The sequence below is a fragment of the Thiomicrospira pelophila DSM 1534 genome (assembly GCF_000711195.1).
GTDB lineage: Bacteria > Pseudomonadota > Gammaproteobacteria > Thiomicrospirales > Thiomicrospiraceae > Thiomicrospira > Thiomicrospira pelophila.
Window position 1 is genome coordinate 1,916,218 of the sequence record NZ_JOMR01000001.1, and the last position, 26,040, is coordinate 1,942,257.

The 26,040-nt window shown below is 44.5% G+C and carries 27 protein-coding genes; 12 read left to right on the plus strand and 15 right to left on the minus strand.

The features are described from left to right. The first annotated feature begins 179 nt into the window (after positions 1-179). Together N746_RS0109225 and N746_RS0109230 are read left to right on the plus strand one after the other, a co-directional pair. The gene (locus N746_RS0109225; protein WP_029935976.1) at positions 180-1,088 is read left to right on the plus strand and encodes a lysylphosphatidylglycerol synthase transmembrane domain-containing protein; all 909 of its coding nucleotides are present in this window, start codon (positions 180-182) and stop codon (positions 1,086-1,088) included. 11 nt (positions 1,089-1,099) lie between these two features. Beyond that, complete coding sequence (locus N746_RS0109230; protein ID WP_029935977.1) at positions 1,100-2,314, plus strand: glycosyltransferase family 9 protein; 1,215 nt, start codon at positions 1,100-1,102, stop codon at positions 2,312-2,314. 39 nt (positions 2,315-2,353) lie between these two features. On the opposite strand, the gene N746_RS0109235 is transcribed toward N746_RS0109230, so the two are convergent. Genes N746_RS0109235 through N746_RS0109245 form a run of 3 tightly spaced genes read right to left on the minus strand, consistent with a single transcriptional unit; the run spans position 2,354 to position 4,832 of the window. Further along, positions 2,354-3,613, minus strand: a complete 1,260-nt coding sequence (locus N746_RS0109235) for an MFS transporter (protein ID WP_051678613.1) — start codon at positions 3,611-3,613, stop codon at positions 2,354-2,356. Between the two features lie 5 nt (positions 3,614-3,618). After that, complete coding sequence (locus N746_RS0109240; protein WP_081836015.1) at positions 3,619-4,053, minus strand: nuclear transport factor 2 family protein; 435 nt, start codon at positions 4,051-4,053, stop codon at positions 3,619-3,621. 11 nt (positions 4,054-4,064) lie between these two features. Then, complete coding sequence (locus N746_RS0109245) at positions 4,065-4,832, minus strand: SDR family NAD(P)-dependent oxidoreductase (RefSeq protein WP_029935980.1); 768 nt, start codon at positions 4,830-4,832, stop codon at positions 4,065-4,067. Positions 4,833-4,902: 70 nt separating this feature from the next. On the opposite strand from N746_RS0109245, the gene N746_RS0109250 reads away from it, so the two are divergent. The 7 genes from N746_RS0109250 to N746_RS10725 are packed head-to-tail and all read left to right on the plus strand — an operon-like array spanning position 4,903 to position 11,584. After that, positions 4,903-6,183, plus strand: coding sequence for an NAD(P)/FAD-dependent oxidoreductase (locus N746_RS0109250; protein WP_029935981.1), 1,281 nt, complete (start codon positions 4,903-4,905; stop codon positions 6,181-6,183). 1 nt (position 6,184) lies between these two features. Further along, positions 6,185-6,976, plus strand: a complete 792-nt coding sequence (locus N746_RS0109255) for a DUF1365 domain-containing protein (RefSeq protein WP_038125942.1) — start codon at positions 6,185-6,187, stop codon at positions 6,974-6,976. Further along, positions 6,970-8,190, plus strand: a complete 1,221-nt coding sequence (locus N746_RS0109260; RefSeq protein WP_029935983.1) for an SAM-dependent methyltransferase — start codon at positions 6,970-6,972, stop codon at positions 8,188-8,190. Before N746_RS0109255 ends, N746_RS0109260 begins: the two co-directional genes overlap by 7 nt. Beyond that, positions 8,187-8,729, plus strand: a complete 543-nt coding sequence (locus N746_RS0109265; RefSeq protein WP_029935984.1) for a DUF3833 domain-containing protein — start codon at positions 8,187-8,189, stop codon at positions 8,727-8,729. The genes N746_RS0109260 and N746_RS0109265 overlap by 4 nt, the downstream gene beginning before the upstream one ends. Continuing rightward, the gene (locus N746_RS0109270; RefSeq protein WP_029935985.1) at positions 8,726-9,241 is read left to right on the plus strand and encodes a chalcone isomerase family protein; all 516 of its coding nucleotides are present in this window, start codon (positions 8,726-8,728) and stop codon (positions 9,239-9,241) included. The genes N746_RS0109265 and N746_RS0109270 overlap by 4 nt, the downstream gene beginning before the upstream one ends. After that, positions 9,238-10,695 (plus strand): cryptochrome/photolyase family protein, encoded by a 1,458-nt coding sequence (locus tag N746_RS0109275; RefSeq protein WP_038125943.1) that lies wholly within the window; start codon positions 9,238-9,240, stop codon positions 10,693-10,695. The genes N746_RS0109270 and N746_RS0109275 overlap by 4 nt, the downstream gene beginning before the upstream one ends. A gap of 25 nt (positions 10,696-10,720) precedes the next feature. Next, positions 10,721-11,584 (plus strand): MerR family transcriptional regulator, encoded by an 864-nt coding sequence (locus N746_RS10725; RefSeq protein WP_051678615.1) that lies wholly within the window; start codon positions 10,721-10,723, stop codon positions 11,582-11,584. A gap of 1 nt (position 11,585) precedes the next feature. On the opposite strand, the gene N746_RS0109285 is transcribed toward N746_RS10725, so the two are convergent. From N746_RS0109285 to argC, 6 genes are all read right to left on the minus strand, one after another. Further along, complete coding sequence (locus N746_RS0109285; protein WP_029935988.1) at positions 11,586-12,026, minus strand: PAS sensor domain-containing protein; 441 nt, start codon at positions 12,024-12,026, stop codon at positions 11,586-11,588. Between the two features lie 169 nt (positions 12,027-12,195). Next, on the minus strand, positions 12,196-12,588 hold the full coding sequence (rpsI, locus tag N746_RS0109290; RefSeq protein WP_029935989.1) for a 30S ribosomal protein S9: 393 nt from the start codon (positions 12,586-12,588) through the stop codon (positions 12,196-12,198). A 10-nt stretch (positions 12,589-12,598) separates the two neighbouring features. Beyond that, a complete protein-coding gene (gene rplM, locus N746_RS0109295) occupies positions 12,599-13,027 on the minus strand; it encodes a 50S ribosomal protein L13 (RefSeq protein ID WP_029935990.1) in 429 nt (142 codons plus the stop codon). A 237-nt stretch (positions 13,028-13,264) separates the two neighbouring features. After that, complete coding sequence (locus N746_RS0109300; protein ID WP_029935991.1) at positions 13,265-14,470, minus strand: citrate synthase; 1,206 nt, start codon at positions 14,468-14,470, stop codon at positions 13,265-13,267. A gap of 17 nt (positions 14,471-14,487) precedes the next feature. After that, a complete protein-coding gene (gene erpA / locus N746_RS0109305) occupies positions 14,488-14,829 on the minus strand; it encodes an iron-sulfur cluster insertion protein ErpA (RefSeq protein ID WP_029935992.1) in 342 nt (113 codons plus the stop codon). 116 nt (positions 14,830-14,945) lie between these two features. Further along, the gene (argC, locus tag N746_RS0109310; RefSeq protein WP_029935993.1) at positions 14,946-15,989 is read right to left on the minus strand and encodes an N-acetyl-gamma-glutamyl-phosphate reductase; all 1,044 of its coding nucleotides are present in this window, start codon (positions 15,987-15,989) and stop codon (positions 14,946-14,948) included. A gap of 132 nt (positions 15,990-16,121) precedes the next feature. On the opposite strand from argC, the gene N746_RS0109315 reads away from it, so the two are divergent. Next, the gene (locus N746_RS0109315; RefSeq protein WP_029935995.1) at positions 16,122-16,586 is read left to right on the plus strand and encodes a thioredoxin family protein; all 465 of its coding nucleotides are present in this window, start codon (positions 16,122-16,124) and stop codon (positions 16,584-16,586) included. Positions 16,587-16,690: 104 nt separating this feature from the next. On the opposite strand, the gene groL is transcribed toward N746_RS0109315, so the two are convergent. From groL to N746_RS0109330, 3 genes are all read right to left on the minus strand, one after another. Next, a complete protein-coding gene (groL, locus tag N746_RS0109320) occupies positions 16,691-18,322 on the minus strand; it encodes a chaperonin GroEL (protein ID WP_029935997.1) in 1,632 nt (543 codons plus the stop codon). 54 nt (positions 18,323-18,376) lie between these two features. Continuing rightward, a complete protein-coding gene (groES, locus tag N746_RS0109325) occupies positions 18,377-18,664 on the minus strand; it encodes a co-chaperone GroES (RefSeq protein WP_029935998.1) in 288 nt (95 codons plus the stop codon). Positions 18,665-18,851: 187 nt separating this feature from the next. Then, positions 18,852-19,607, minus strand: coding sequence for an EAL domain-containing protein (locus N746_RS0109330; protein ID WP_029936000.1), 756 nt, complete (start codon positions 19,605-19,607; stop codon positions 18,852-18,854). A gap of 183 nt (positions 19,608-19,790) precedes the next feature. Between N746_RS0109330 and N746_RS0109335 the strand changes: the two genes are divergently transcribed. After that, positions 19,791-21,755, plus strand: a complete 1,965-nt coding sequence (locus N746_RS0109335) for a BCCT family transporter (RefSeq protein ID WP_029936002.1) — start codon at positions 19,791-19,793, stop codon at positions 21,753-21,755. 18 nt (positions 21,756-21,773) lie between these two features. Next, positions 21,774-22,793: a porin gene (locus N746_RS0109340; protein ID WP_029936004.1), complete on the plus strand. Its 1,020-nt coding sequence runs from the start codon at positions 21,774-21,776 to the stop codon at positions 22,791-22,793. Positions 22,794-22,941: 148 nt separating this feature from the next. Here the strand turns inward: N746_RS0109340 and N746_RS0109350 are convergent, their stop codons facing one another. The 3 genes from N746_RS0109350 to N746_RS0109360 form a co-directional block, all read right to left on the minus strand. Continuing rightward, positions 22,942-23,937 (minus strand): TIGR00341 family protein, encoded by a 996-nt coding sequence (locus N746_RS0109350; RefSeq protein WP_038125945.1) that lies wholly within the window; start codon positions 23,935-23,937, stop codon positions 22,942-22,944. 25 nt (positions 23,938-23,962) lie between these two features. Next, positions 23,963-25,240, minus strand: a complete 1,278-nt coding sequence (locus N746_RS0109355; protein ID WP_029936007.1) for an MFS transporter — start codon at positions 25,238-25,240, stop codon at positions 23,963-23,965. 65 nt (positions 25,241-25,305) lie between these two features. Then, positions 25,306-26,031 carry a transporter gene (locus tag N746_RS0109360; protein WP_029936009.1) on the minus strand — a complete coding sequence of 242 codons (726 nt, stop codon included), beginning with the start codon at positions 26,029-26,031 and terminating at the stop codon, positions 25,306-25,308. Positions 26,032-26,040 lie beyond the last annotated feature (9 nt).

Genomic DNA, 26,040 nt, shown 5'->3' on the forward strand with positions numbered 1-26,040 from the left:
TTTAAGTAAGCGACACTTACACTTAATACACCTATACCGGCTTATTGAAAACAAATAACCTCAACAAACTAATGAACAGCATTATGAGTTTTATCCGGCTCAGCGCTCTATATTAATTGGATTTTGCACCTCTATTTGATACAATCCAAGGTATTTTTAACCCATGAAGATCTAGTAGCTTGTCCAATCTTATTAAACTCGTCATTTCGGTTCTGATAGTCAGCTTTATTATTTACAAAGTGGACTTCAGCTCTGTATGGTCATCCATGCTCAACGCCAAGCTCGACTATCTAGTCATCGCCTTATTACTGCTCATCCTAAGTCAAGTTGTCGCCGCCTATAGGTGGAGCTTAATTATGGGGCTTTTGGATTACACTCACCCACTAAGCTTTTATTTAAAATCTTATTTTAAAGGCGCCCTATTTAATCAGTTGTTGCCAACTAGCATCGGTGGCGATGCCTATCGTGTTGCCGAAGTTAAAGCACACGGAGGGCGCACGCGAGAAGCCTTTTATGGTGTGTTTATCGACCGAATAGTGGGCTTGATCGGGCTCTTAGTTATCACCCTAGCCGCCAGTTTATTGGCGAACGATTTGCTTCCTAGCCATGTTTTTTATTTGATTAACAGCTTAATCTTGGCGGCTTTCTTTGGTTTTTTTGTTTTGCTTGCATTACATAAAATACATTGGTTTGATCGGTTTTCGATCACGCGCCTTTTTTACGACCTGTCCCACCGTTTTCGTAGTGTATATAAAACCCCGAAACGCATCGCACAACAACTTGCTCTTTCGATACTTATTCATCTTCTAGCGATGATTGCGATTTTTGGCATCGGGCATAGTGTTGGAATTAACGAGCCCATCGCCACTTACTTGGTGATTATCCCACCCGCTATTCTTTTAACGGTCTTACCTATTTCTTTTGCAGGCTGGGGCGTACGCGAAGGGGCTTTAATTGTTTTATTCATGATGATTGGCGTTGAACAAGCCCAAGTTTTAGCGATGTCCTTACTCTTTGGGATTCTACTAATCCTAGCCGCCCTACCAGGCCTGGTATTTTACCTGCGAAGCCAACATAAATATTTTTAAAGGACGCAAACATGAACGTCGACTTAATGCGAAAAATTGACTACTACCTTGGAATCCCCCTAACAATCCTGGGAAGCGGCGTCGTAAAAACCATTGATTTATTTCGAAGTAAAGACATGAGTCCGCCAAAACGAATTTTGTTCGTCGAACTTTCAGAGATGGGAAGCACTATTATTGCTGATCCAGCGATGAAACGAGCGAAAGCTCGCTTTGATGCGGAACTTTTTTTTGTGATTTTCAGTAAAAACAAGCCAAGCTTAGATTTACTGGGCACCATTCCAGAGGATAATATTTTCAAACTCCGTGAAGACAGCTTATTCACACTGATTTTAGATGCGGTTAAATTTATTTTTTGGTGCCGTAAACACAAAATTGATACCGCCATAGACTTGGAGCTTTTCTCACGGGTATCAGCCTTGCTTACGGGCTTTAGTTTTACCCGCAACCGAGTCGGGTATCATAATTTTCATGGTGAAGGTCTATACCGTGGCCATATGCTTACTCATAAAGTCAGCTACAACCCTCATATACACATCGCCAAAAACTTCATTGCACTGATTCATGCACTCGAAGTCGATCACGATGAAAAGCCCTATGCAAAGGTTAAGATTACCGACGAAGATATCAAGTTAGATCAAGTTGAGTTCGATCAGGATCAAAAACAAAGCATTCGCGAAAAGGTGCAGGCGCTTTATCCTGAGTATCAAGCCGAACAACATAGGTTGGTTTTAATCAATCCAAATGCCAGTGAGCTCTTACCGCAACGCCGGTGGCCAAAAGAGCGTTTTCAGCAGCTCATGCAAAATCTGCTCGCACAATACGAAGACATTTTAATTCTCATTACTGGCGCGCCCGCAGAAAAGGAAGAAGCTCAAGAGTTTAAATCTAAGGTTGATCATCCACGCTGTATTAATTTTGCAGGCCAGTTAAAACTTCAACAGATGCCGATTTTATATTGCATCAGTGAATTAATGGTCACCAATGACTCTGGGCCTGGCCATTTTTCATCCATTACACCGCTTAAAACCTTTGTCCTTTTCGGGCCTGAAACGCCAAAACTTTATGGCTCACTAGGCAACAGTACGCCAATATTTGCGGGCTTAGCTTGCTCGCCTTGTGTCAGCGCGGCTAACCACCGAAAAACACCCTGTACTGACCCTGTGTGCATGAAAGCCATTGAAGTGCAGGAAGTAGAAGACGCGGTTAAAACCTACTTAAACCGTTAAATTAAGTACCAGGCCTGCTAGTGTTTGCACTCTACTGGCCTAACGCGCTTTTCTTAACCAAACAAGCACCAACAGCTTTAAAGCGATCGGTACCCCAGCATACAACCAAACCAAGGTCGTGAAGCTGGCGCTGGTTTTTTGATCCCACCCCATCCAATCAAGTAGCGGAAACGCGAGACCGACGGCCAACGCAAGCGCGAGCTTGGTTAACATACCCCAAACACCAAACAAGAGTCCGCTAATCGAGCCATTGGTTTGACTCAGGTCTTGCGCGATGTCGGCTTGAATAGAGGATGGCAAGGCCACATCGGCCCCTAGACTTAAGCCGGATAAAAAGCTAATTATTAAAAACGCATTAAAGTCGCCAGATTCGAGCGTAAACACCCAGGCAAAACTCAGACAAGCTAAGATAATCGAGCCGCGCCAAGCGGTGTATTTGCCCAAGCGTTTCGACAACACCACCCAAAATGGCAACGCCAACACTCCGGCTAAAAAGAAGCTCATTAATAAGATACCGGTCTGCGGCGTTAGGTCGAGATAATATTGTACAAAGAGTAAAAACAAGGTAGCTGGAAACGCATTCGCGAGACTATTAATAAAGTAGGCTGGAAGCAGTTGTCGGCTCTGTGGGTCGCGCCAAATCAACCACCAGGCCTGGTGATCTTGTTTAGTGGTGTTCTTTGAATAGCTAGGGACTTGAACGGCCAATTTTAATCGCCAAATCATCAAACCTAACCCGAATGTAAGACTGAGTGCCACCAGCGGATAGAGGATTTCAAATAGCCGCTGGGTGTCTTGCGCATCACTCAGAAAAAACGGTAATAACAACACCGTCACCACCCCCAAAATCGCAAAGGCTTCACGGCTGGCGGTAAACTGAGTTTTATGGTGATGATGGGTTGTGACTTCGGCGCTCAAGGCTTGATAAGGAATCATAATTAAAGTCCAGGCGAAATAAACCAGCAACGCCCAAATCAACAAGTGCAGCGCATCGGGTTCAGTGGGCAAGAGCAATTGCCACAAACTCAACAATAATAGCGCCCAACCCAAGCCAATCAAACTATAACGCCCAGCGTGACTGAGCTGATCACGCCACCAGCCAATAAGCGGATCGGTAAACACATCCGTCACCCGCGCGAGCAACAACATCAATCCGACCAGCGCCATTTCAACGCCTAACTCGTAATAATAGGTTGGCAGATAGATATAAAGCGGAATGCCCAGCATCGCCAACGGCCAAGCGGGCAAACCATAAAGCAAAGACTGCCACCAGGATGGCGCTGACTGGGTGTTTTTCATCTGGATTATTTGGCCTTTAGTCGTTTAGCAACAAGTTTTATTAACGCACCCAAAATCGGTACTTTTTGGTAAACGTATTCGCCCGAATCCCAATAGTCCATGTGCACAATCACTTTATCCTGATCGTTAATTAAGATTTTGCTCATGCCATTGATTTGATGTGTTTCACCTTTGGGTTTGAGTTTGAAATAAAACCGCCATTCTAAATAGCCGGTTTTATCCGCACCCGCCATATGATGAATGCGAAATTCGGGTTCATGCAAACTGCTGAACATGTGACTGAAAACCTGTTGTAAATTATCCAAACCCCGCACTTCGTTGAACGGATCTTTAAAATAAACTTTTGGGTCAAATACCTTAGCAAACTCTTGCTTCAAGCTATCTGGTGTGAGATTTTCGAATAAAGCCTGGTAACGTTCCAATACGGTTTGAATCGACATAATTAGATTTCCTATCTGAGCATTTTTTTGGTCAAAGCTAAAGACAAGCGATAAGGCAAGACCTTAAGCAAACTGAGCATAACACGCAAGCCAAATGGAAAGCGTATTTCAAACCGACTTGATTTCTGTAACCCTTTGTTAATCAAGTAAGCAGCTTGTTTTGGCTCCACCAGGCCTGGCATCTCAAAGGTATTTTTTTCGGTTAAACGAGTTTTAACAAAGCCGTGATTAATAATTTGCAGCTGAATCTCGCTTTGCGCCAACTCTGGTTGTAACGACTCAGCCAAATTCACCAGGGCAGCCTTGGGCGCAGAATAACCGCCACCATAAGGTAAGCCAAAATAAGACGCCAAGCTGGCATTCCAAACCCAGCGCCCTGCACCCTGTTTGGCAAACAATGGTTGCAACGCCAGCATCAACGAAACCGCGCCTAAATAATTCGCCTGATTCATAAATTTGAAACTGTCCCAATCCCACTCGCCAATTCTCATGGGTTGGTAAGCGCCTACGTTATAAAACCACAAATCCAGACCATCGTGTAACGACCAGGCCTGGTGGCTTTTAGCCTCACAATCCGCCGCATCGGTCACATCCACATTTAAACAACTGAGTTTTGTATAACGCTGCTTCAGATCATTTAAATCGGCCGAATTTTCTGCGCTGCGCGCGGATGCAATCACGGTATGACCCTGCTCAAGCCAAACTTTAACCAGTTCTAAGCCGATGCCTTGTGATCCACCGACAATCCAAATTCTATGACTTTGTGTGGTTTTTTTCATCTTACCCCCTTGTACTGATGTATAATTTATGTATAAATATAATATAACAAACTAACCACGGATAAAGCAAATGTTTGAGCAGGATAAAAAATACAAAGTGGCCGTGATTGGCAGCGGCATCAGCGGCATGAGTGCGGCTTGGTTTTTAAGCCAACGCCACCAGGTAACTTTGTTTGAAAAAAATACCAAGCTCGGCGGCCACACAAATTCAATCGAAACTGAAGTTAACGGCGAGGCGACCACCGTCGATACAGGGTTTATTGTCTACAATGAACCTAATTACCCACTACTTAAGGCGATGTTTAAACATTTAGATGTCGATACACACCCAACCGACATGAGTTTTGCCGTATCAATTGATCAAGGTCGTTTGGAATATGCCGGTAACAATTTAAACACCTTATTTGCCCAACGTAAAAACCTGCTTTCTCTTCGCCATTGGCGCATGATTAAAGATATTCTGCGTTTTAATAAGTTAGCGAAAATCGATTTAACCCGCGGCCTCAACCCGCAGTTAAGTTTAGGAGAATATTTAACCAACAACCATTTTAATGAAACCATGCAGCGCGATTACTTGCTGCCCATGGCGGCGGCCATTTGGTCTTGCCCGACGGACACTATGTTGCAATTTCCGGCGCAAAGCTTTTTACAGTTTTTCGCCAATCACGGTTTGTTAAACGTAAATGATCGCCCGCAGTGGCGTACTGTAAAAAATGGGGCTCATCAATATTTAAATAAAATCTTGGCGCTCAAGCAATTTGAGGTGTATCACCACGGCATCACCAACGTGTTTACCTCATCCAGCAAACAAGGCGTCCGGATTGTGAGTGCTGATGGCGAATCTCACCAATTTGATCAAGTTGTATTTGCTTGTCATGCCGATCAGTCTTACGCCTTATTAAAAGACCAGGGTTTTGATCTGTTAAAAAATTTTCAATACCAGCCTAACCAGGCCTGGTTGCATACCGATGTTGAGCAAATGCCACATACTCGTTCGGCCTGGGCCTCGTGGAACTATTTAAGTGGCCAAGACCGCCAAGCTAAACAAGCGGTCGCGGTGAGCTATTGGATGAACAAATTGCAACCGCTGGGCATTCAAACCGATGTATTTGTCACACTCAACCCGATTGTTGAGCCGAAAGCCGAATGTGTGATTCAAAAAATTGAATACGAACATCCAGTATTTGACCGAGCGGCCATGCAAGCCCAAACCGAACTCGGGAATTTACAAGGCTACAAAAACTGTTGGTTTGTGGGCGCTTATTGCGGTTACGGTTTTCATGAAGACGGCCTAGCCAGCTCGGCCGAACTCGCACAACGCTGGCAGATTAATTTGCCTTGGGAGTCTTAAGATGGCCTCGAACCTGTATGTTGGCCAAGTGATGCACAAACGCATGCAACCAGTGGGGTATGATTTTCAATATGCCACCACCAGCATCAAAGTCGACGTAGATCAAATTCAACAAGAATCAGCCAAATTACGTTGGTTGAGCTTTAACCGCTTCAACCTAGTAAGTTTAAATGAGCGTGACCACGGTGCGCGTGACGGAACCTCTTGGCGTGAGTGGATTGACGGTTTTTTTGCTGAATACAATCTACCCCGCCCAGCTCGTGTCGAACTACTTTGTTACCCGCGTATTCTAGGTTATGCCTTTAACCCTTTGGCAATGTGGTATGCCTACAATAAGCAAGAGCAACTCATCGCCGTGATTGCCGAAGTCAGCAATACGTTTGGCCAATGGCATCATTACTTACTTAAACTCAATCCACAAAGCTCTAACAATTCTGCGCCTAGCCATATCAAATCCCAAGCCGATAAGGTATTTCATGTTTCACCCTTTATCGACATGCAAGCACGCTATCACTTTCGTTTACGTCCGCCGACCGAGCAGGTTTATACCTATATTCGTGAAACTCGCGATGGCGAGGCCTTTTTCTTTGCGAGCCAAACCGGAACCTATCGTGCCCTAAACGATACTAATCTGCTCAAGTTAGCTGGCTTGGCTCCGCTTCGTATGCTCAAGGTCATCGGTTTAATTCACTGGTGGGCGCTTAAAATTTGGTTAAAAGGCGGAAAATTTCACCGCACACCCAAACACTTACAGTCCGTTCAATACAGTCATTCGGAGATGTTCTTATGTTAAGCAAAACTCAATCTAACCCGATGCCGGCTAAACGCGCTCCTTTCTACGGTGCGTTTTTATTAAAAAAACTGCCTTTTGATCAACTGGATGTAGGCTCACTAACCGTCAAAATTGGTGAACACCAACACCGTTTTAATGGCGAACACTCCGGTGTGCATGCTGACCTCGTTTTATTTAAACCTTTAAAGTTTATTTGGCTGTTACTCACCCAAGGCGAACTCGGTTTTGCCAAAGCTTATGCTGAGGGTTTGATTGAAACCTCAAATTTACATGCTTTACTGCAACTGGGTGTGGATAACGAAGTCGCGCTATCACGTGCTTTAAAAGGCCACAGTTGGTTTTATAAACGCATGTTAAAACGCCACCAAGCCAATCATAATTCGATTGAAAACAGTCGCGAAAATATTTCCGCTCATTACGATCTTGGCAACGATTTTTACCAACTCTGGCTGGACCCCACGATGAGTTATTCGAGTGCCTTATTTATGTCACCAGATCAAGACTTGGCGGAAGCGCAAGTGGGCAAATATCAGCGCATTTTGCACGAGCTAGGTTTTGAAGAAGGAGAGCATATTTTAGAAATTGGCTGTGGCTGGGGCGGTTTTGCCGAACAAGCGGCTCGCCAAGGTGCAAAATTATCAGGCATTACCTTGTCACGCGAGCAGCTTGAATTTGCCAAACGTCGCCTACGTGAAGCAGGGCTTGACCACCAAGCCTGCTTAAGCCTGACGGACTACCGGCATCAAGACGGCCAGTTCGATCATATCGTCAGTATCGAAATGTTTGAAGCGGTCGGCAAAGAATATTGGAACGACTACTTTGAACAACTCAAACGCTGTCTAAAACCCGGTGGCAAAGCGGTATTACAGATTATTACCATTGATGAAGACTATGCCGACTCATATCAAAACGGAGTCGACTTCATTCAAACCTATATTTTCCCGGGCGGTTTATTACCTTCAAAAACTCAATTAAATGGGTTAGCGCACGCCCATGGTTTTAGTGTGACCAATGAACTGTCGTTTGGCCAGGATTATGCCGACACCCTATTACACTGGCGTCAACGTTTTGATCAACAGCGTCCTGCGCTTGAAAAACTCGGTTATGACGCGCGTTTTCAACGCATCTGGCATTACTACTTGGATTACTGCCGAGTTGGTTTTGAAACCCAACGAACCGATGTGGTTCAAATCACTTTGGAGCATCAATTATGACAAGCAAAATTCTTTTAACCTTCGCTTTAAGTTTTAGCTTACTAACAGGATGTAGCAGTATGAGCCCAAACCAATACGAACACACCGAACCTAAACTGGACTTATTTGAGTATTTCGAAGGTCAAACCTTGGCTTGGGGACAGTTTCAGTCACGTTCTGGTGAATTACAACGGCGCTTTAAGGTTGATATACAAGGTACAGTTGAAGGCGACACCTTAGTGTTAGATGAACAGTTTGTCTACGACGACGGTGAAACCGAACAACGTATTTGGACGATTAAAAAAATCGGCCATAATCAATATGAAGGTACCGCTGGCGATGTGATTGGTAAAGCGTTTGGTCAGGCTTCCGGCTCGGTTTTCAACTGGCGCTATACGCTTGACCTGCCCTATAAAAACTCGAGTATTCACGTAAAGTTTGATGACTGGATGTTTTTACAAACCGACCAAGTCATGCTCAACCGTGCCGAAGTTACCAAGTGGGGATTCCGCGTGGGTGAAGTCACTCTATTCTTCCAAAAACCGGATAAAGCACCATGAAACGTAGTTTTTTAATGGTCGCCACCTTGTTATTCGCCCTCACGGCTCAAGCCCAATCGTTAATAACGATTGGCGAAGCCACGGCGCGCTGGGGCTTTATTAAGCTTTACGATGCAAAGTTAAAGTTGCCCAGTAGCGTTCAGTCCAAAGACGTGCTCGCCGACCAAGTACCAGCACAACTTGAACTCTGCTACGCCCGCAGCTTAAGCGTAAATAACTTTGTAGATGGCGCAAATCATGCCCTACCAGATCAGCTAACTGCGGAACATCAGCAAGCCGTGGCGCGTTTACATGCGGCTTATCTACCCGTCAATAAAAACGACTGTTATCTACTAGAGCATACGCCAGAGCTAGGTACCGCTTTAATACTCAACGGCCAAGAACTGGTTCGCATCAACACCCCCGGGTTTAAAGCGGTATATTTTGGCATTTGGATAGGCGATGAGCCTTTGTCAGATAAACTCAAAAGCCAACTTTTGGGCCATTTAACAGCCCAGGGCGAAACGTCATGACTAGCTTAGTCTGGTTTCAGCGCGACTTACGTCTTAGCGACCATGCTCCGCTAATGCACGCACTAAAGCGCAATCAAAAAATGGTGTTCGCTTACTTGCATGATCCCGCGCAGACGATTGGCGAAGCAAATAATGCTTGGCTGGCTCAGAGTTTAATTGAGTTACAAAAAACGCTTCGCCTAAAAGGCGGTGAGTTATTAATGCTAGAAGGCGATTTCAGTGAAAATTTTGATCAACTTTTACGACATTATCAAATTGATGAGGTGTTATATCACTACGAAGTAGGTGAACCTTTTTTAAGCCAACAAAACTTAGTTTTGCAGATTTGCCAGCAATATCAAATCCGCCTGCAACCTTTCGACCAGGCCTGGTATCCGGCTGAACAAGTTCTGACGCAAAAAGGCCAAAATTATTCGGTATTTACGCCGTTTTATAAAAAGCTACTAACGCTATTAAACCAGGTAGCTTACCCCTTAGAAGCCCCCAAAGATTTAAAGCCATCTAACCCAGAAAAATCGCCTTTAACAACTTGGCTTGATTTACCCAGCTCGTTACACAAAATCCGCCAAACGCCTTGGGCGAAACGCATGATATCGCATTGGCAAGTTGGCGAGAACCAGGCCTGGAGTCGGGTAAAAAGCTTTTGTGATGGATCGTTAAACAACTATCCCACTCAACGTGACTATCCTGCTGAGCCAGCTACCAGCAAGTTATCTGTCCACTTACAATTTGGTGAGCTTTCGACTCGAGAACTGCTACATCACCTACAACATTTAAAGCGTCTCCCAGATTACGACACTCATGCGATTGATAGCCTTATTCGCCAGCTCGCTTGGCGTGAATTTGGACGTTACTTGTTGCACTTTAATCCATTACTAGAACGCGAAAGTTTTCAGTCCAAATTTGTAAATTTTCCGTGGGACGATGACGAAGATAACCTACTGGATTGGCAACAAGGACAAACTGGCGTGCCGATTATTGATGCTGGAATGCGAGAGCTATGGCAAACCGGCTGGATGCACAACCGAGTTCGTATGCTGGTCGCATCCTGGTTAACCAAGAATGCCAACTTAAGCTGGCGCGAAGGCCAGGCCTGGTTTGCCAACACCCTAATCGATGCTGATCCGGCCAACAATGCAATGGGCTGGCAATGGGTCGCCGGCTGTGGTGTAGATGCCGCTCCCTATTACCGTTTATTTAACCCGGTAGTGCAAAGTGAGCGTTTTGACCCACAAGCTGAATACATTAAACACTGGCTACCTGAGCTTAAACTAATACCCGCAAAATGGGTGCATGCGCCGTGGCAACACCAAAACAAGATACTTTCGTTGGGGTTCGATTTAATAAAAATTTATCCAATTCCGAAAATTGATTTGGCGCGAAGTCGCCACGATCACTTAGATCGAGTGCAAGCTCAAAAAACTTATACGCAAGCATTACAGTTGCAAAATTAACCTTATAGAGTATGATGGCAAAATTATGAATTCAATTGATCAGAACGCCCTCTATCCAATCCGAGAAGTTTCCCGTCTAACTGGCGTGAAGCCCATTACACTGCGCGCCTGGGAAAGACGCTACGACCTGATCGAACCCGTCAGAACTGAATCAGGCCATCGTCTATACACACAAGAACATATTGATTTTTTAAATCAGGCGCTCAAATTAATGGACGAAGGTATTCCGGTAAGCCGGGTCAAAGCGGTTTTATCTGAAAGTAGCACACCAGATATAGCGCATAGTGACTTATCTGATCCAGTGGAGCAACTTGCGATACTGGATAAGGCTTTGCAAGCGGTTGAACAACTTAATCTCGGTAAGATTCAGCGAGTATTAGATCGTTTACTAGCCGATTACAGCCTGTCTCCTTTACTCGAACTCTTAGTCGAACTGGATAACCGCTTTAAAGCTAACAAAACAAACCCACTTGCCACTAAAATTTGGCACGGTGCACTGCAAGAGCGCTTGCATGTTCGGCTTCACCACTTTCAAGTTCGTAGCCATCAACCAAGCAAGCGAATCTTTATTCAATCCGCCAGCAAAAGTCATGACTGGATTACTAAACTTGTCGCCGTATTTTGCTTCGAGCAAGGTTATCAGCCAATTAGTTTAGATGAGATAGTTCCATTTGAAAAACTGGAAGAAGTGATCAAACCACTCAACATTTATGGTGTGATTTTAATTGATAAAAATGCAACGTCTACAATGGAATGGCAAGTTTGGTTTCAGCACTTTGCTAGCATGCGCACTTGGGTGATGGGAAGTGACGAGATTGAAGAGCAGCAACCACCCAGTGTTAATTGTGAATTACGCGGCTGGCCAAATTGGTTTTCGCGACTCGCTTAAACTATCGCGCTTTAAGTTGCGCAATTTCGGCCTTCGCCGCTTTTAAGTCCAAGGCTAATTCCACTTGTGCGGTTACATCTTTTTGAATTCCGATGTAATAAGTAATCTTATCTAGTTCATCATAAAAAGGCGTCACGCTTAATTCATTCCAAAAAGCTGAGCCGTCTTTGCGATAGTTTTTCAAAACGGTTCTACTAGGTTGAGTTTGCTCAATCGCTTCACGTATACTTTGCACTGCAGCCTGATCGGTATCGTCACCTTGCAAAAAACGACAATCTTGATACAAAATATCTTCCGAAGAATAACCTGTTAACCTTTCAAATGCCGGGTTCACATAAACCAAAATGGTATCTTCACCTTCTTTCTCAGCCAGTACAATGCCATCTTGCGCATTCTCTACCAACTGCAACAACAACTCATTTCGTAAATTAAACTTCTTCATGCTGCATCCCATTGAGCGATTACTTGCGACATTCTAGCAAGGTTACAAAAGGTTTAAAACAAATCCGTGTCAATAACTGAGGAAATATAGAAGTCGACGAGCACTAACGATTCCCAGAAAGCAAAAAACCCGCCGAAGCGGGTTTTTTGTACAGAGTCCGAATACGTGATTAACGCTTCGAGAACTGTGGACGACGACGCGCTTTGCGTAAGCCGACTTTTTTACGTTCAACTTTACGCGCATCACGTGTCAATAGATCACGTGTACGTAGTGCTGAACGGTTACCTTCTTCATAAGCGACCAACGCGCGTGACAAACCATGACGGATTGCACCAGCTTGACCCGTTGTACCACCACCAACTACAGTGATGTACGCGTCAAACTTACCTTCGCTTTGTGTTGCTTGTAATGGCTGATTAATCACCATCAAATCTGTTTCACGAGCGAAATATTGATTCATTTCGCGACCGTTAACCATCATCTTGCCAGAGCCAGCGCGTAAGAATACACGAGCGACTGAGCTTTTACGACGACCTGTTCCGTAATATTGTTCTGCTGCCATGAAATTCCCCTTACAGCTCTAGTGGTTGTGGTTGTTGTGCAGTATGTGGATGCTCAGTACCGGCATACACTTTAAGCTTACGATACATATCGCGACCCAACGGACCACGTGGCAACATACCTTTTACGGCTAATTCAAGCACGCGCTCAGGCTTAGACTCAATCATTTTCTCAAATGAAACGGTCTTTAAGTTACCAATATAACCAGTATAACGGTGGTACATTTTGTTCGAACGCTTATTACCGGTTACACCGATTTTTTCTGCGTTAACGATCACAATATAATCACCACAATCAACGTGGGGAGTGTACTCAGGCTTATGCTTGCCGCGCAGACGTAAAGCTACTTCAGCTGCTAAACGACCTAGTGTTTTGCCTTCAGCATCCACAATGAACCAGTCGCGTTTTACTTCTGCTGGCTTTGCTACAAATGTTCCCATTTCTAAAATCCTAATCTAGTAAATAATCCTAAACTGCAAACTCAATCTTATTCAGATCAACTCCGCATCCTTACTGTTTAACGGGCAATAAGAGGGGGAAGGATTAATAAGAACGGAGATTATAAAGAAGATGTAACTAGGTTTCAACTTATATATGCATTCAGACTGTATTTAAATGCATTCTTAGGGCGTGAAATAGAATTGGGTAATAAACGCAACCCTATTGCTCCGCCGTTGTTATCGATCACTCACCGCAGAAGGATCTTTCAACATCGCGCTAATACCCTCTCCTCGCTGATCAACAGCGAGGTAACATGAATTACCCGCACCGGTATAGACCTGAGTTGGACGGAAAATTTTGTTGTTCTGTAACTGCTCGCGCCAATGTGCCATCCAACCAGCAGATCGTGCGACCGCAAAGATGGAGGTGAACATCTTAGGATCAAAACCCATTTCTTTATAAAGAATACCTGAATAAAAATCGACATTCGGGTACACGCCTTTATGACCTAAATGTTCTTCGCAGACTTTTTCAACTTCAAGTGCCGTTTGAAACATCAAGCTTAACTCGCCGCTTTGATTTTTCTTTTGCAACAATTTTTCTGATAAGCGCTGCAAGATGGTAGCGCGCGGGTCTTTCGTTTTATACTCACGATGCCCCATACCCCAAATAACTTTCTTTTTCGCCAGACGATCTTCAATATAAGCCCGCGCATTTTCTGGCTGGCCTATTTTCTCAAGCATTTCGATCACCATTTGGTTGGCGCCACCATGCAACGGCCCAGACAAGGATGCTATCGCTGATGAGATAACAGAACATGGATTAGCTAAGGTTGAACCCGTTACCATCGTAGTAAAAGTTGAGGCATTAATGGTGTGTTCAGCATGCAAAATCAAACAAGCATCAAGTAAACGTGCCCAATCTGGATCCGGTTCTTCACCCGTCACCATGTATAAAAAGTTTTCGGCGTAGGTTAAATCTTTACGCGGTTCAATTGGATCATAGCCGTTGCGCATATGTTCCCACTGGGCCACCAAAGTCGCCATGTGAGCAATGATTTTTACGGTTACATCGTTGATGTAATCTTGGTTCTCAGTGCCGCCTTTCATGTACTCGGTACTGGGGTAAAAACTCGCTAAACTAGCGACCACCACTTGCAGCATGTGCATGGGATGGGTGGTTTCCGGCAAGTTTTTCATAATCTCGCGAATGTTGTATTTAACACGGCGATGATTACGCAACTGATCGTCAAAGTCCGCCAATTCACTGGCGGTGGGTAATTCACCAAACAATAAAAGCAGCGTAGTTTCTTCAAACGACGACTGCTCAGCTAATTCCATAATGTCATACCCACGATAAGTGAGCAGTCCCTTTTGCCCATCGATAAATGAAATTTTCGATTCGGTGGCCGGAACGCCCGCCAATCCTGGAATATATTGCATGCTTACTTCCTTAACACTTACACACTAAAAGACGAGCCACAACCGCAAGTTGTGGTGGCGTTGGGGTTTTCTATTACAAAACGCGCACCTTGCAAGTCTTCTAAATAATCAATTTTTGCACCGACAAGATATTGAAAACTCATTGGGTCAATTAATAAAGTCACGCCATCACGCTCAACGGATGTGTCGTCTTCAGCCTGCTCTTCATCAAATGTGAAGCCATACTGAAAACCGGAACAGCCACCGCCGCTAATATATACGCGCAGCTTTAGATCTGGATTTCCTTCATCGGCGATTAAACCACTTACTTTTGCAGCGGCTTGTTCAGTAAATTTTACTGGGGTTGGCATCTCAGACATGGTCGTCTCCTCAATTTATGCTGCCGTGTCGATAAATCAGCACCCAAATAGGTCACTCAACTTTATCAACTGGATAGATCATTATAAACCAAAAGCCTATTGGCTGCGAACTCGAACTAAGGCATTAACGCGACTTGCTCTAAGCCACAGGTTTCTTCTAAACCAAACATTAGGTTCATATTTTGTACCGCCTGACCCGATGCGCCTTTGACAAGGTTGTCGATCACCGAAGTTACGACCACTACATCACCGCCTGCTGGCCGATAAACCGCCATCCGGCACATATTAGACCCTTTAACCATACGTGTATCCGGCAAGCTACCAGCCGGCATGACATCAACAAATGGTTCTTGTGCATAATGCTTTTCAAACAATTCTTGCAGCTGCTCTTGTGACCAATCTTGATTCAGCTTGCCATATAAGGTGGCCTCTATGCCACGAATCATCGGCACCAAATGTGGCACAAAGGTGAGGTTAACACGTGAACCCGCCATATGATTCAGGCCTTCAGCAATCTCAGGTAAATGACGATGACCGTTTATTCCATAGGCCTTAAAGCCTTCGCTAGTTTCGGCACTTAACGAGCCTACTTTTGCACCACGACCGGCACCACTAACACCCGATTTACCATCTGCGATTAAGTGATCAATATCCACCAGGCCAGCTTTTAGTAAAGGCTGAAAACCTAGCTGAACGGCCGTTGGGTAACAGCCAGGGTTGGCGATAACTTTTGCGGTTTTAATTTTTTCACGGTTAAACTCGGGCAAGCCATAAACCACTTCATCCATAATTTCAGGACAGGTATGCGCCATGCCGTACCAGTTCTCCCAAACCTGCAAATCATTCAAACGAAAGTCGGCCGCCAAATCTATTACGCGCACACCGGCTTGAACCAATTCAGGCGTTAAACTCATTGCCACACCATGCGGCGTGGCAAAAAACACCAAGTCACAAGACGTTAAAGTCGACATATCAGGTTCTGAAAACGCCAAATCATAATGACCGCGTAAGTTTGGAAACATCTCGGCGACTTTCATGCCAGCTTCTGATCGAGAGGTAATAACCTTTACTTCGGCATGCGGGTGATTCGCCAACAAACGCAATAATTCAACACCGGTATAACCCGTGCCACCCACAATTCCTACTTGAATCTTTTTCATAACCGGCTCCTCTGTTTTCAACCAAGATAATAGTTCTATTTTATCGAAACCCAGCGCCGTTGCATTAAATTTCACACTAGATTCACGTATTTGCTTAGAATAAGAAACCAACTAAATAAAAAGGGAACCTGCATGAAAAAACTTGCACTGATATTTCTGACCTTACTACCAGGCCTGGTGCTTGCCGAGTCCAGCATGCAGGTCAAACATAATCTTTATCAAGTTGGTCAACAAGCTTTGCAAGACAATAAACCTATTGTGGTGTTTTTTAATGCGAGCTATTGTCTGCCCTGCGAAAAACTTAAAGAACGCGCATTAAATGCCATTATTCGATTTGAACATTACCCTGCCGGCACTCGCTTTATTGAGGTTTTTATTGATAGCCCAGACGCTTTAACTGATTTTTACAATCAAACCACGAGCCCTGAAGAATTTGCCCTTTTCCACAATATCGTTGAACTACCAAGTTTGTTGTTTTTAGATGGCGAAGGTAACCAATTGGCGCGCCCTATTATGAACAGTGGTGCTTATGATTTTTTTGGTCATCTATTGAACAGCCGTCTTGAGGTTGCAATAGAGGAACTAGAAAAGCGCTAATTTTTAAAGTGAATCTAATATTTAGATACAAAAAAGCCCCGGCTAACAGCGTTAACCGGGGCTTTTATTTAAACGTAATGAACGTTGATCTAATCTAAATTAGATTACATCATGCCGCCCATTCCACCCATGCCGCCCATATCAGGAGCTGAGCCGCCATCTTTCTTTGGAAGATCCGCGATCATGGCTTCGGTGGTGATGATTAAGCCGGCGATGGAAGCGGCATTTTGTAGCGCTGTACGCGTTACTTTAGCCGGGTCAATAATCCCCATTTCAATCATATCGCCATACTCTTCAGTTGACGCATTGAAACCAAAGTTACCTTTGCCTTCCATGACCTTATTCACAACCACAGAACCTTCTAAACCACAGTTCTGTACGATTTGACGCATAGGCTCTTCCATTGAACGTAAAGCAATCTGTACACCTACGTCTTGATCGTGGTTATCGCCTTTCACTTTAACATTTGCTTTAGCACGAACCAAGGCTACGCCACCGCCAGGTACGATACCTTCTTGTACCGCGGCACGGGTTGCGTGAAGCGCATCGTCAACACGGTCTTTTTTCTCTTTCATTTCCATTTCAGTTGCGGCGCCAAGCTTGATAACCGCCACACCACCAGAAAGTTTCGCCAAACGCTCTTGCAACTTCTCTTTGTCATAATCAGACGTGGTATTTGCTAATTGTGACTGGATCTGTGCACAACGAGCTTCGATGTCAGCTTTAGAGCCCACACCATCAATCACAGTGGTTGAGTCTTTTGCAACATTCACGTTTTTCGCTTGACCTAGATCGTCTAATGTCGCGCCTTCTAATGTCATTCCCACTTCTTCAGAAATAACCGTTGCGCCGGTTAATACGGCAATGTCTTGTAACATGGCTTTACGACGCTCACCAAAACCAGGTGCTTTAACCGCGGCCACCTTAACGATGCCACGCATATTATTGATAACCAAGGTGGCTAGTGCTTCACCTTCAACGTCTTCGGCAATAATCAATAAAGGACGACCTGATTTAGAAACCGCTTCTAAAGTTGGTAACAATTCACGGATATTCGATACTTTCTTGTCGGTTAACAAGATGTATGGGTTTTCCATTTCAGCAACCATTTTTTCTTGGTTAGTTGCGAAATAAGGTGATAGGTAACCACGGTCAAATTCCATACCTTCTACGACTTCAAGCTCATCATGCAAAGAAGACCCTTCTTCAACAGTGATCACGCCTTCTTTACCTACACGTTCCATCGCATCGGCAATCAGCTTACCAACAGTACTGTCGGAGTTGGCTGAAATCGTACCAACCTGTGCAATCGCAGCTGAAGTTTCACAAGGCTTAGACATTTTCTGAATTTCAGCCACTACGGATTCAACCGCTTTGTGAATACCACGGTTAAGATCCATTGGGTTCATACCGGCCGCAACAGACTTCATGCCTTCGCGAACGATCGCTTGCGCTAGAACAGTTGCAGTGGTTGTACCGTCACCGGCTACATCATTGGTTTTAGAAGCGACTTCTTTAACCATTTGCGCACCCATGTTCTGGAATTTGTCTTCCAATTCAATTTCACGCGCAACCGACACACCATCTTTAGTTACCGACGGCGCACCAAATGATTTTTCAATGACGACGTTACGCCCTTTAGGACCTAGGGTTACTTTTACTGCGTTAGCTAGGATGTTAATCCCTTCAACCATTCGTTCGCGGGCTTCAATTCCAAACTTAACTTCTTTTGACATCTTCGTTATTCCTCAATTTAATTCGTTTCGTTATTCGTCTAACAAGATACCGACTTAAGCATGAACTGCAATAATGTCGTCTTCGCGCATAACCAATAGCTCCTCACCGTCGACCTTAACTTCCTGGCCAGCGTATTTGCCAAACAATACTTTGTCGCCTGCTTTCACAGACATTGCAATAACCGTACCGCTATCAGAAGCCTTACCTGGGCCGACTGCGACCACTTCGCCTTCAGCTGGTTTTTCTTTGGCAGAATCTGGAAGCACGATGCCGCCAGCTGATACTTTTTCTTCTTCTAAACGACGCACAACAACACGATCATGCAAAGGTTTAATGCTCATTGATTTTCTCCTAACTCAAGTTTGATAGAGGGTTTTTACTAAAACTGATGCTCAAGCTTGAGCATCAATTAAAAATTAATTTTATAAAGACAAGGCTAATATGGGGCTGGTTAAACCAGTTTCAAGAGGGGAAATGAATTTTATTTATTAATTACACACCACCAGGCCTGGTGCCTGTATCTGAATCCTACCAATCGTAATTCGGTAAACTTTCAAAACCGGGTTTGGCAAAGTAATAACCCTGCATTAATTCGACATCCAAGTGACTAAAAAAATCAACTTCTGCTTGGGTTTCTAGCCCTTCGGCCAAAACTGTTACACCTAACTGTTTACACAGATCTACCAAACTTTTAACAATGATTTGTTTGGTTTTATGGCTATCAACATCACGCACTAATTCCATATCAATTTTCATAATATTGGGTACAAAATTTGCCAAGGTATTTAAACCTGCGTGACCCGCGCCAAAATCATCCAAGGCGGTTGTAAATCCTTGCTTTTGATAGTAGTCAAAAATTTTGGTTAAATGCGCGACATCCTGCACCTGTTCAGACTCCGTTATCTCAAACATGATGCGCTCAATCGGAAAACCAAACTGCTTGGCGGCCTGCAAGGTACTTTTAATGCAATGTGCGGGCTCATAAACCGCGTTGGGTAAAAAGTTAATACTCAACATACTATCAAGCTTTAACTTACTGGCTAATTGAATCGCCTTTACACGACAAGCCTGGTCAAACGCATAACGGTTCTTGTCATTAATTTGGCTCAAAATACGCCAGGCCGACTCACCTTCCGCCCCACGAACGAGCGCTTCATAACCAAATATTGTCTGCGATTTAAAATTCACGATAGGTTGGAACGCAAACGTAAACTCAAAACCCAGTTCAGCGTGACACTTTCCGCAACCGGATAAAATTTCTTCGATGGGAAAAATTGTTGCCATTTGCTGATACCTCCATAACTAAATAAGCACTTGAACAGCGCCACAACCATTATCGCAAAACAGTTTAGCGTATTTCGCCATTACAATATAAACAAAAAGCTATAAATGGTACTATGCCAATTATGTACACTTTTCGTGCACTTTCTATTCAGTTTTGCCGCATTAAATGCTAAGGATTTTTTTATGACTCAACCTAGCCCGCCCAAAATACTCATTAATCCGCCGGTTTTCTTCAGTTCGGCGATATTAACCCTAACACTGGTTATGTTTGTTATCGTTTTTAACGACTTAGCCACGCAAATTTTTTCAAACACTTTAAGCTGGATATCAAGCCAACTGGGTTGGTTCTATGTATTGTCTGTAGCTGGTTTTCTGGTCTTTATTGCGATTCTGACTTTTTCAAGTTATGGCCGAGTCAAGCTAGGCAGTGATCACAGCCAACCCGAATTTACCAACACCGCCTGGTTTGCGATGTTATTTTCCGCAGGCATGGGGATTGGTTTAATGTTTTTTGGTGTAGCCGAACCGGTGATGCATTATGTCAGCCCGCCAGTCGGCGACCCTGAAACGGCCGAGGCCGCACGTCAAGCCATGCGGATTACCTTCTTCCATTGGGGCGTTCATGCCTGGGCTATTTATGCGATAGTCGCCATGTCTCTGGCTTATTTTGCCTTCCGTCATGGCATGCCAATGACGATTCGCTCGTCACTTTACCCTATCATCGGTGAACGCATTCATGGCCCGATTGGTCATGCCGTTGATACCTTTGCCGTGCTCGGCACGCTGTTTGGGGTGGCCACGTCTCTAGGTTTTGGTGTGATGCAAATTAACGCTGGCCTAAATTACCTGTTTGACATTCCGGTCGGCGTCACCACACAAGTTATCTTAATCGCAGTAATCACCGCCATTGCTACCGGCTCGGTTGCCCTTGGTTTAGATGGTGGGATTCGTCGTTTGTCAATTTTAAATATGATTTTGGCGGCGGCATTGCTCGCCTTTGTTCTGATCGCGGGTCCCACTGTTTTCCTCCTTCAAACTCTAGTGCAAAACACCGGCATGTATGTGTCTGATTTATTTAATATGACCTTTAACCTTTACGCCTATGAACCCACTGACTGGATCGGTGGTTGGACGCTGTTTTATTGGGGCTGGTGGATTGCTTGGGCACCTTTTGTTGGGATGTTTATTGCTCTCGTTTCTAAGGGACGCACTATCCGAGAATTCGTACTGGGCGTGTTATTAGTGCCGGTTGGCTTCACCTTTATGTGGATGACCTTTTTTGGTGGAACCGCCCTCAATATGATTATGATTCAAGGCATTACCGAACTGTCAGACGCGGTAGCCGCTGACACCTCGGTTGCCTTATTCCAATTCTTGGAACAACTACCCTTATCGAGCGTCACGGCTTTGCTCGCCACAGTTTTAGTGGTTACCTTTTTTGTAACCAGTGCTGACTCGGGCTCGTTGGTTGTTGATCGTTTAACCGCGGGTGGCAAGGAACAGTCACCCACTTGGCAACGCGTTTTTTGGGCGGTTATCCAAGGCGTGCTAGCGGCCTCATTACTCATAGCCGGTGGACTCGCGGCTTTACAGACGGCGACCATTGCAAGTGCTTTCCCTTTTGCGATTATTATGATCTTAATGGCATGGGGCTTAATGCGCTCTCTACGCATTGATGTCGCCAAACACAGCAGTTTGGCCTCACCGCGCTTAACCAATAGCCATATGACGTGGAAAGAACGCTTAAAAACCCTGGTTAGCTTACCCAGCAAAAAGGAAGTGTTGAGCTTTATTGAAAACACGGTTAAACCGGCATTGACCGAGGTAAGCGAAGAACTTAAAGCACAAGGGGTGGATGCCCGGGTTGAATCTAGCGAAGACGGCCGCGTCTGGATTGAAGTGAGACACGGTGAGCAAATCGACTTCTTCTACTCTGCCCGCCCTCATGCTTATGAGCCTCCAGCCTTAATCATGCGTGATACCCAATCGAAGCAAATGGAAGAACATAAATATTATCGGATTGAAGTCCATCTAGGTGAAGGTGGTCAAGACTATGACATTATGGGCTGGACTAAAGAAACCATCCTGAATGATGTTTTAGAGCAATATTCTCGTCACGTACACTTTCTCAGCCAAGTGTCACAATAAAAAAATTAGGGGAATTAAATGAAAAACAATAGAAGCTTAATACACGGCATTACACTAGCCATCGCAATGGGCGCACCCGCAACTTTGCTGGCGAGCGTCAATATTGACCTGTACGGTTCTGCCCGAATGCAAGCGGAAGCGGTGAGTCCAGATAGCGATGCATACTTTCGAACAAGTGGCGACAATGACAGCTTCATCGGCGTACGCGATGCTTATTCTCGTATTGGCTTAAACGCTAAATGGCAAGCCACTCCTAACCTTGAGCTATTTGGTCAACTCGAAATCCCATTCGATATGGCCAACTTTGCAGTGCAAGACCCTTATGATGACCGTCGCGATCTGCGTGTAGCTAAAGTCGGCATCAACACAGATCATGGTTCGTTAGCCTATGGTCAAATGTGGCTGCCGTTTTACAATGCCATTTCTTACAAAGTCGATCGTTTCAGCACCTATTACAGCGGCTATGCGACTCTCGCTTATTTCCGCGCCTACAACGCGGTGAGTTATTACAGCCCTAACTATAACGGATTGTCGTTTGGAGCCGGTGTTGTCATGAAAGACACATCAGATCAAGCCGACACCTTTGACGATAATCGTTACCAGCTAACAGGTACCTACAATAAAAATGGCACCGATCTATCAGTCGGTTTGGAGCAAGTCGATAATAATACCGATGAACAATTACTCGGCGTGGCGTTAGGTCAACAAATCGACCAACTATACGTAGGTGTTAAGTTCGAGCAGTGGAGCGCGACAGGTTCTGATGAAAGCAATGTCATAAACCTGTATGCGGACTACCAGCTAAACAAATATACATTCAAAGGCATGATTGCGGAGGTTGATGGCTATGGAGAACAAATCTTGCATCTTGGTGCCGACTATCAATACAGCAAAAACCTGAAAACTTTTATCGAGTTCTACCAGCAGGAAGAATCAAATGCTATTGCTAACCGTAAAGCAGGCAGTGCAGGTGATTTTGCAGATGGTCTAGTTGGTGGCGGTAATGCGATTGCGGCCGGTTTCCGCTACGATTTTTAATCACTAAATATTCTAAGCTTGTTTAGCAAGTGCTTTAAGTTGCATAAACTTGTGACTTAAAGCCAAAAATGCATAAGAGTGAACAAAACTTATTAGCCGCGTTGGGTTTTCCAAACGCGGCTTTTTTATATCATTTTATTAGCCCGCTTTAATCAATCGCCTGAAACTGGGTTAAATAAATTGCCGACACTAACAATCCTAAAGTAATCGCCCAGATTACAAAGTAAATCACTAATGAGCGCTTAGCATGCCGTTGTTCTAAATCCGTTCTAGGTCGAATACCTTTTAAGAAAAACACAATTTTAGACGATAAATTGACCGATACAATATTCACCGCAAGCAACAAACCGGCACCCAAGGCTAAATCGAAATGCCCAAGCACCAACATCAAACCAAACACCACGGCAGGCGGCAATAGCGCCACTGCGACCATTACGCCAACCAATACACTTGCAACCCCAGTTGTCACCGATAAAGCCGCCGCCGCACCTGAAGCCAAGGCTAACACTACTGCGGGTAATTCAACATTGGTTCTGGACTGTAGTTCGCCTACGTTAATATCTATTGGCACCACTAACGCCATTAACATCGACAACCCAATCGCCAAGCCCACACCTGTTATGCCGGATACTAATGATTTTTTCATCAACTCTAAATCCGCCAAAGCGGTGGCTAACCCTAACGCTAAGTTAGGGCCTAAAAGCGGTGCGATGACCATACCGCCAATAATAATCGCGACGTTATCTTCGACCATCCCAATCGCGGCCACAACAGTAGACAAAGCCACTAACACCAAATAGTTAACATTTAGGCGCGCGTTTTGCTCAATGGTTTGATAAAGCTGCTCTCGATAGGTAGTCGAGCCATCTTGTTCTGCGCTGTTGTTTTTTGGTGTTTCCGGCTCGGGTATCACCGATTCAACTTCAAACACCATCACTTGCACTTGATCAGGAAACTCTTGCGTAATTTCTTGAATTTGGTCTAAAACTTCTTGAACTTGAGAATCGAGTAGTGTGACTTGCAATAGGTGAGTGGTTTCACCTTTCAATACGGCCTGCCGGAACAACCAGGCCTGGTAATTATCCAACAATTTTATTAACTTAGGTGAAGCGGCAGGATGACAGGTAATATCAATTAACTTCATAACTCGCTCTCACAATATCCAAGAATTAAGACGGTTTATAATCAGAGCTTTCGCCGTCAAAATCCGGGCGATGCTCTTCTACCCACTGTTCGTCTTGACGCGGATCCATCTCGGCCAAGGCAGCACCAGATGCGGCCGGCACCGCCACAAATACACTCAAATGATCATCGGCTACACGCTCACGCATTAGGGCAAACACGCCCAGTCCAACAGCAAATAAGGCCAGTATGATAAAAAACACCACTACCGAATAACCCAGCACAAACCCAAGCAATAACGGCGCTAAAAATGAACCAAAACCGTAGGAGAACAATAGGGTTCGACTGATTTCAACAATATCTTTATTTTCATCAAAAACATCGTTAGCGCGCGCCACACTTAATGGATAAATGCTAAATAAACTGATACCAATTAAGAAACCTAACCCATAGAGAATCCCTAAGCTGTTAGGCGCGATTAGCATTAACATAAAAATAACAAAACTAAAGAAGCCGGCCCACGCAATTAACTTACGTCGACCATAGCGATCAGACAGCGTGCCTACCGGCCATTGGGCCAACAAACCGCCCAAAATACTAATCGCCATAAAAATCGCGACCGCACTGCCATCATCAAATGATTTGAGCACATAAAGTGGCATCATGGTGTAAAACGCGCCAACAAAAAAACCGCCGACGAAACTACCGACTAAAGCCAAGGGGGCGACCGATAAAAGCCTGGGCATGCTGTAGCGTTCAAATGGCCTCATCACCGGTTGAGGAATCTTAGTTATCGCAATCAACACTAATGACCACAACACCAACACAGAACCGATCACAAAAACACTTGCAGGCGTCACATCCAGCATCAAAATAAATTGTCCCAAGGCAGTTGCCAAGAAGAAAATAATGGTATAAATCGCCAATACTCGGCCACGCTCTTCGTGTGTGCTTTTTTCATTTAACCAGCTTTCCAATACAATCAATAAAGCATAAAAAGCAAAGCCTGAAATTAATCTCAACACACCCCAAATATAAGGGTCGAATACTAATACGTGACCCAAAAATGAAATCACCATTAAGGCTGAAAAGGCCGAGAAACTTCGGGCATGCCCCACCGTGACGATGAGTTTTTGACTAAAAATTGAGGCTAAGATCGCGCCCAGAAAAAAAGCCGCGTTGATAATACCGATAATGGATTCTGACAACCCCTCTTGCTTTAAAAACACACCGATGTATGTCATCAACATGCCATAACCGGTTGCGAGCAATGCGATGGCTAAAAATAAAGATGAAATCGGAAGTAGGGTTTGCCTAAAAAGCATAGATATGAACTCGATTAAACCTCAAAACACACCGCAACTATAAAGAGCGGAATTTTTTTTGGCAATTAAAACAAACGGGCGAAGCCAAACCCAATAAAATCGGTATCGCTATTTTCAAGCCCACCACCCATGTAGACATCTAATTGGGTATTCGCATCAAACAAGTAAGTCAACCCAGCATTTAGAATCATCACCGCATCTCCAGAATAGGTTAGGGGCACATCCGTAAGCACTTCAACATAACTACCAATCTTTTCTGAGTGACTTTGGTTTGTACCAATCGCTGCCTGAAGGTTTAACTCACGCTCATCAACTCGATAATTAGATTCAGCTTGTAGCACACCAAACAATCCCCAGTCGGCTTGCAAAGCTTTATCCCAGAGCAAGCCGCCTAATACGCGGGTTTCACTGAAATTATCCGAACCATCACCCGTTGGTAAATCCAATTGAGCCAGAGCTGATAAATTATAATCCGCACTCATAGTAATGCGTTTTTTTAAAGCCAAAGTAACATCGCTTTGGCTGGATTCACCATCAAACACTTGGTAACCCGCCCATGCAATACCTAGCTCTAAATCTTCTGCTAAACCGGTACGAAGATTTAATAATGGAGCCGTATGAAGCGTATTTGAATCCCACATGTCAGCTTGATAACCCATTTCAACATTCAACTGCCCTGGTGCCAAGGTGTGCGTTCCGGTTGAAAAACCAGGTCGATCCGCGACCACGCCTTCAGCCTGCACCCAAGCCGGAACTAATAATAGACACATTGCTTTGAAAAAACGATTCATGCTCATTCC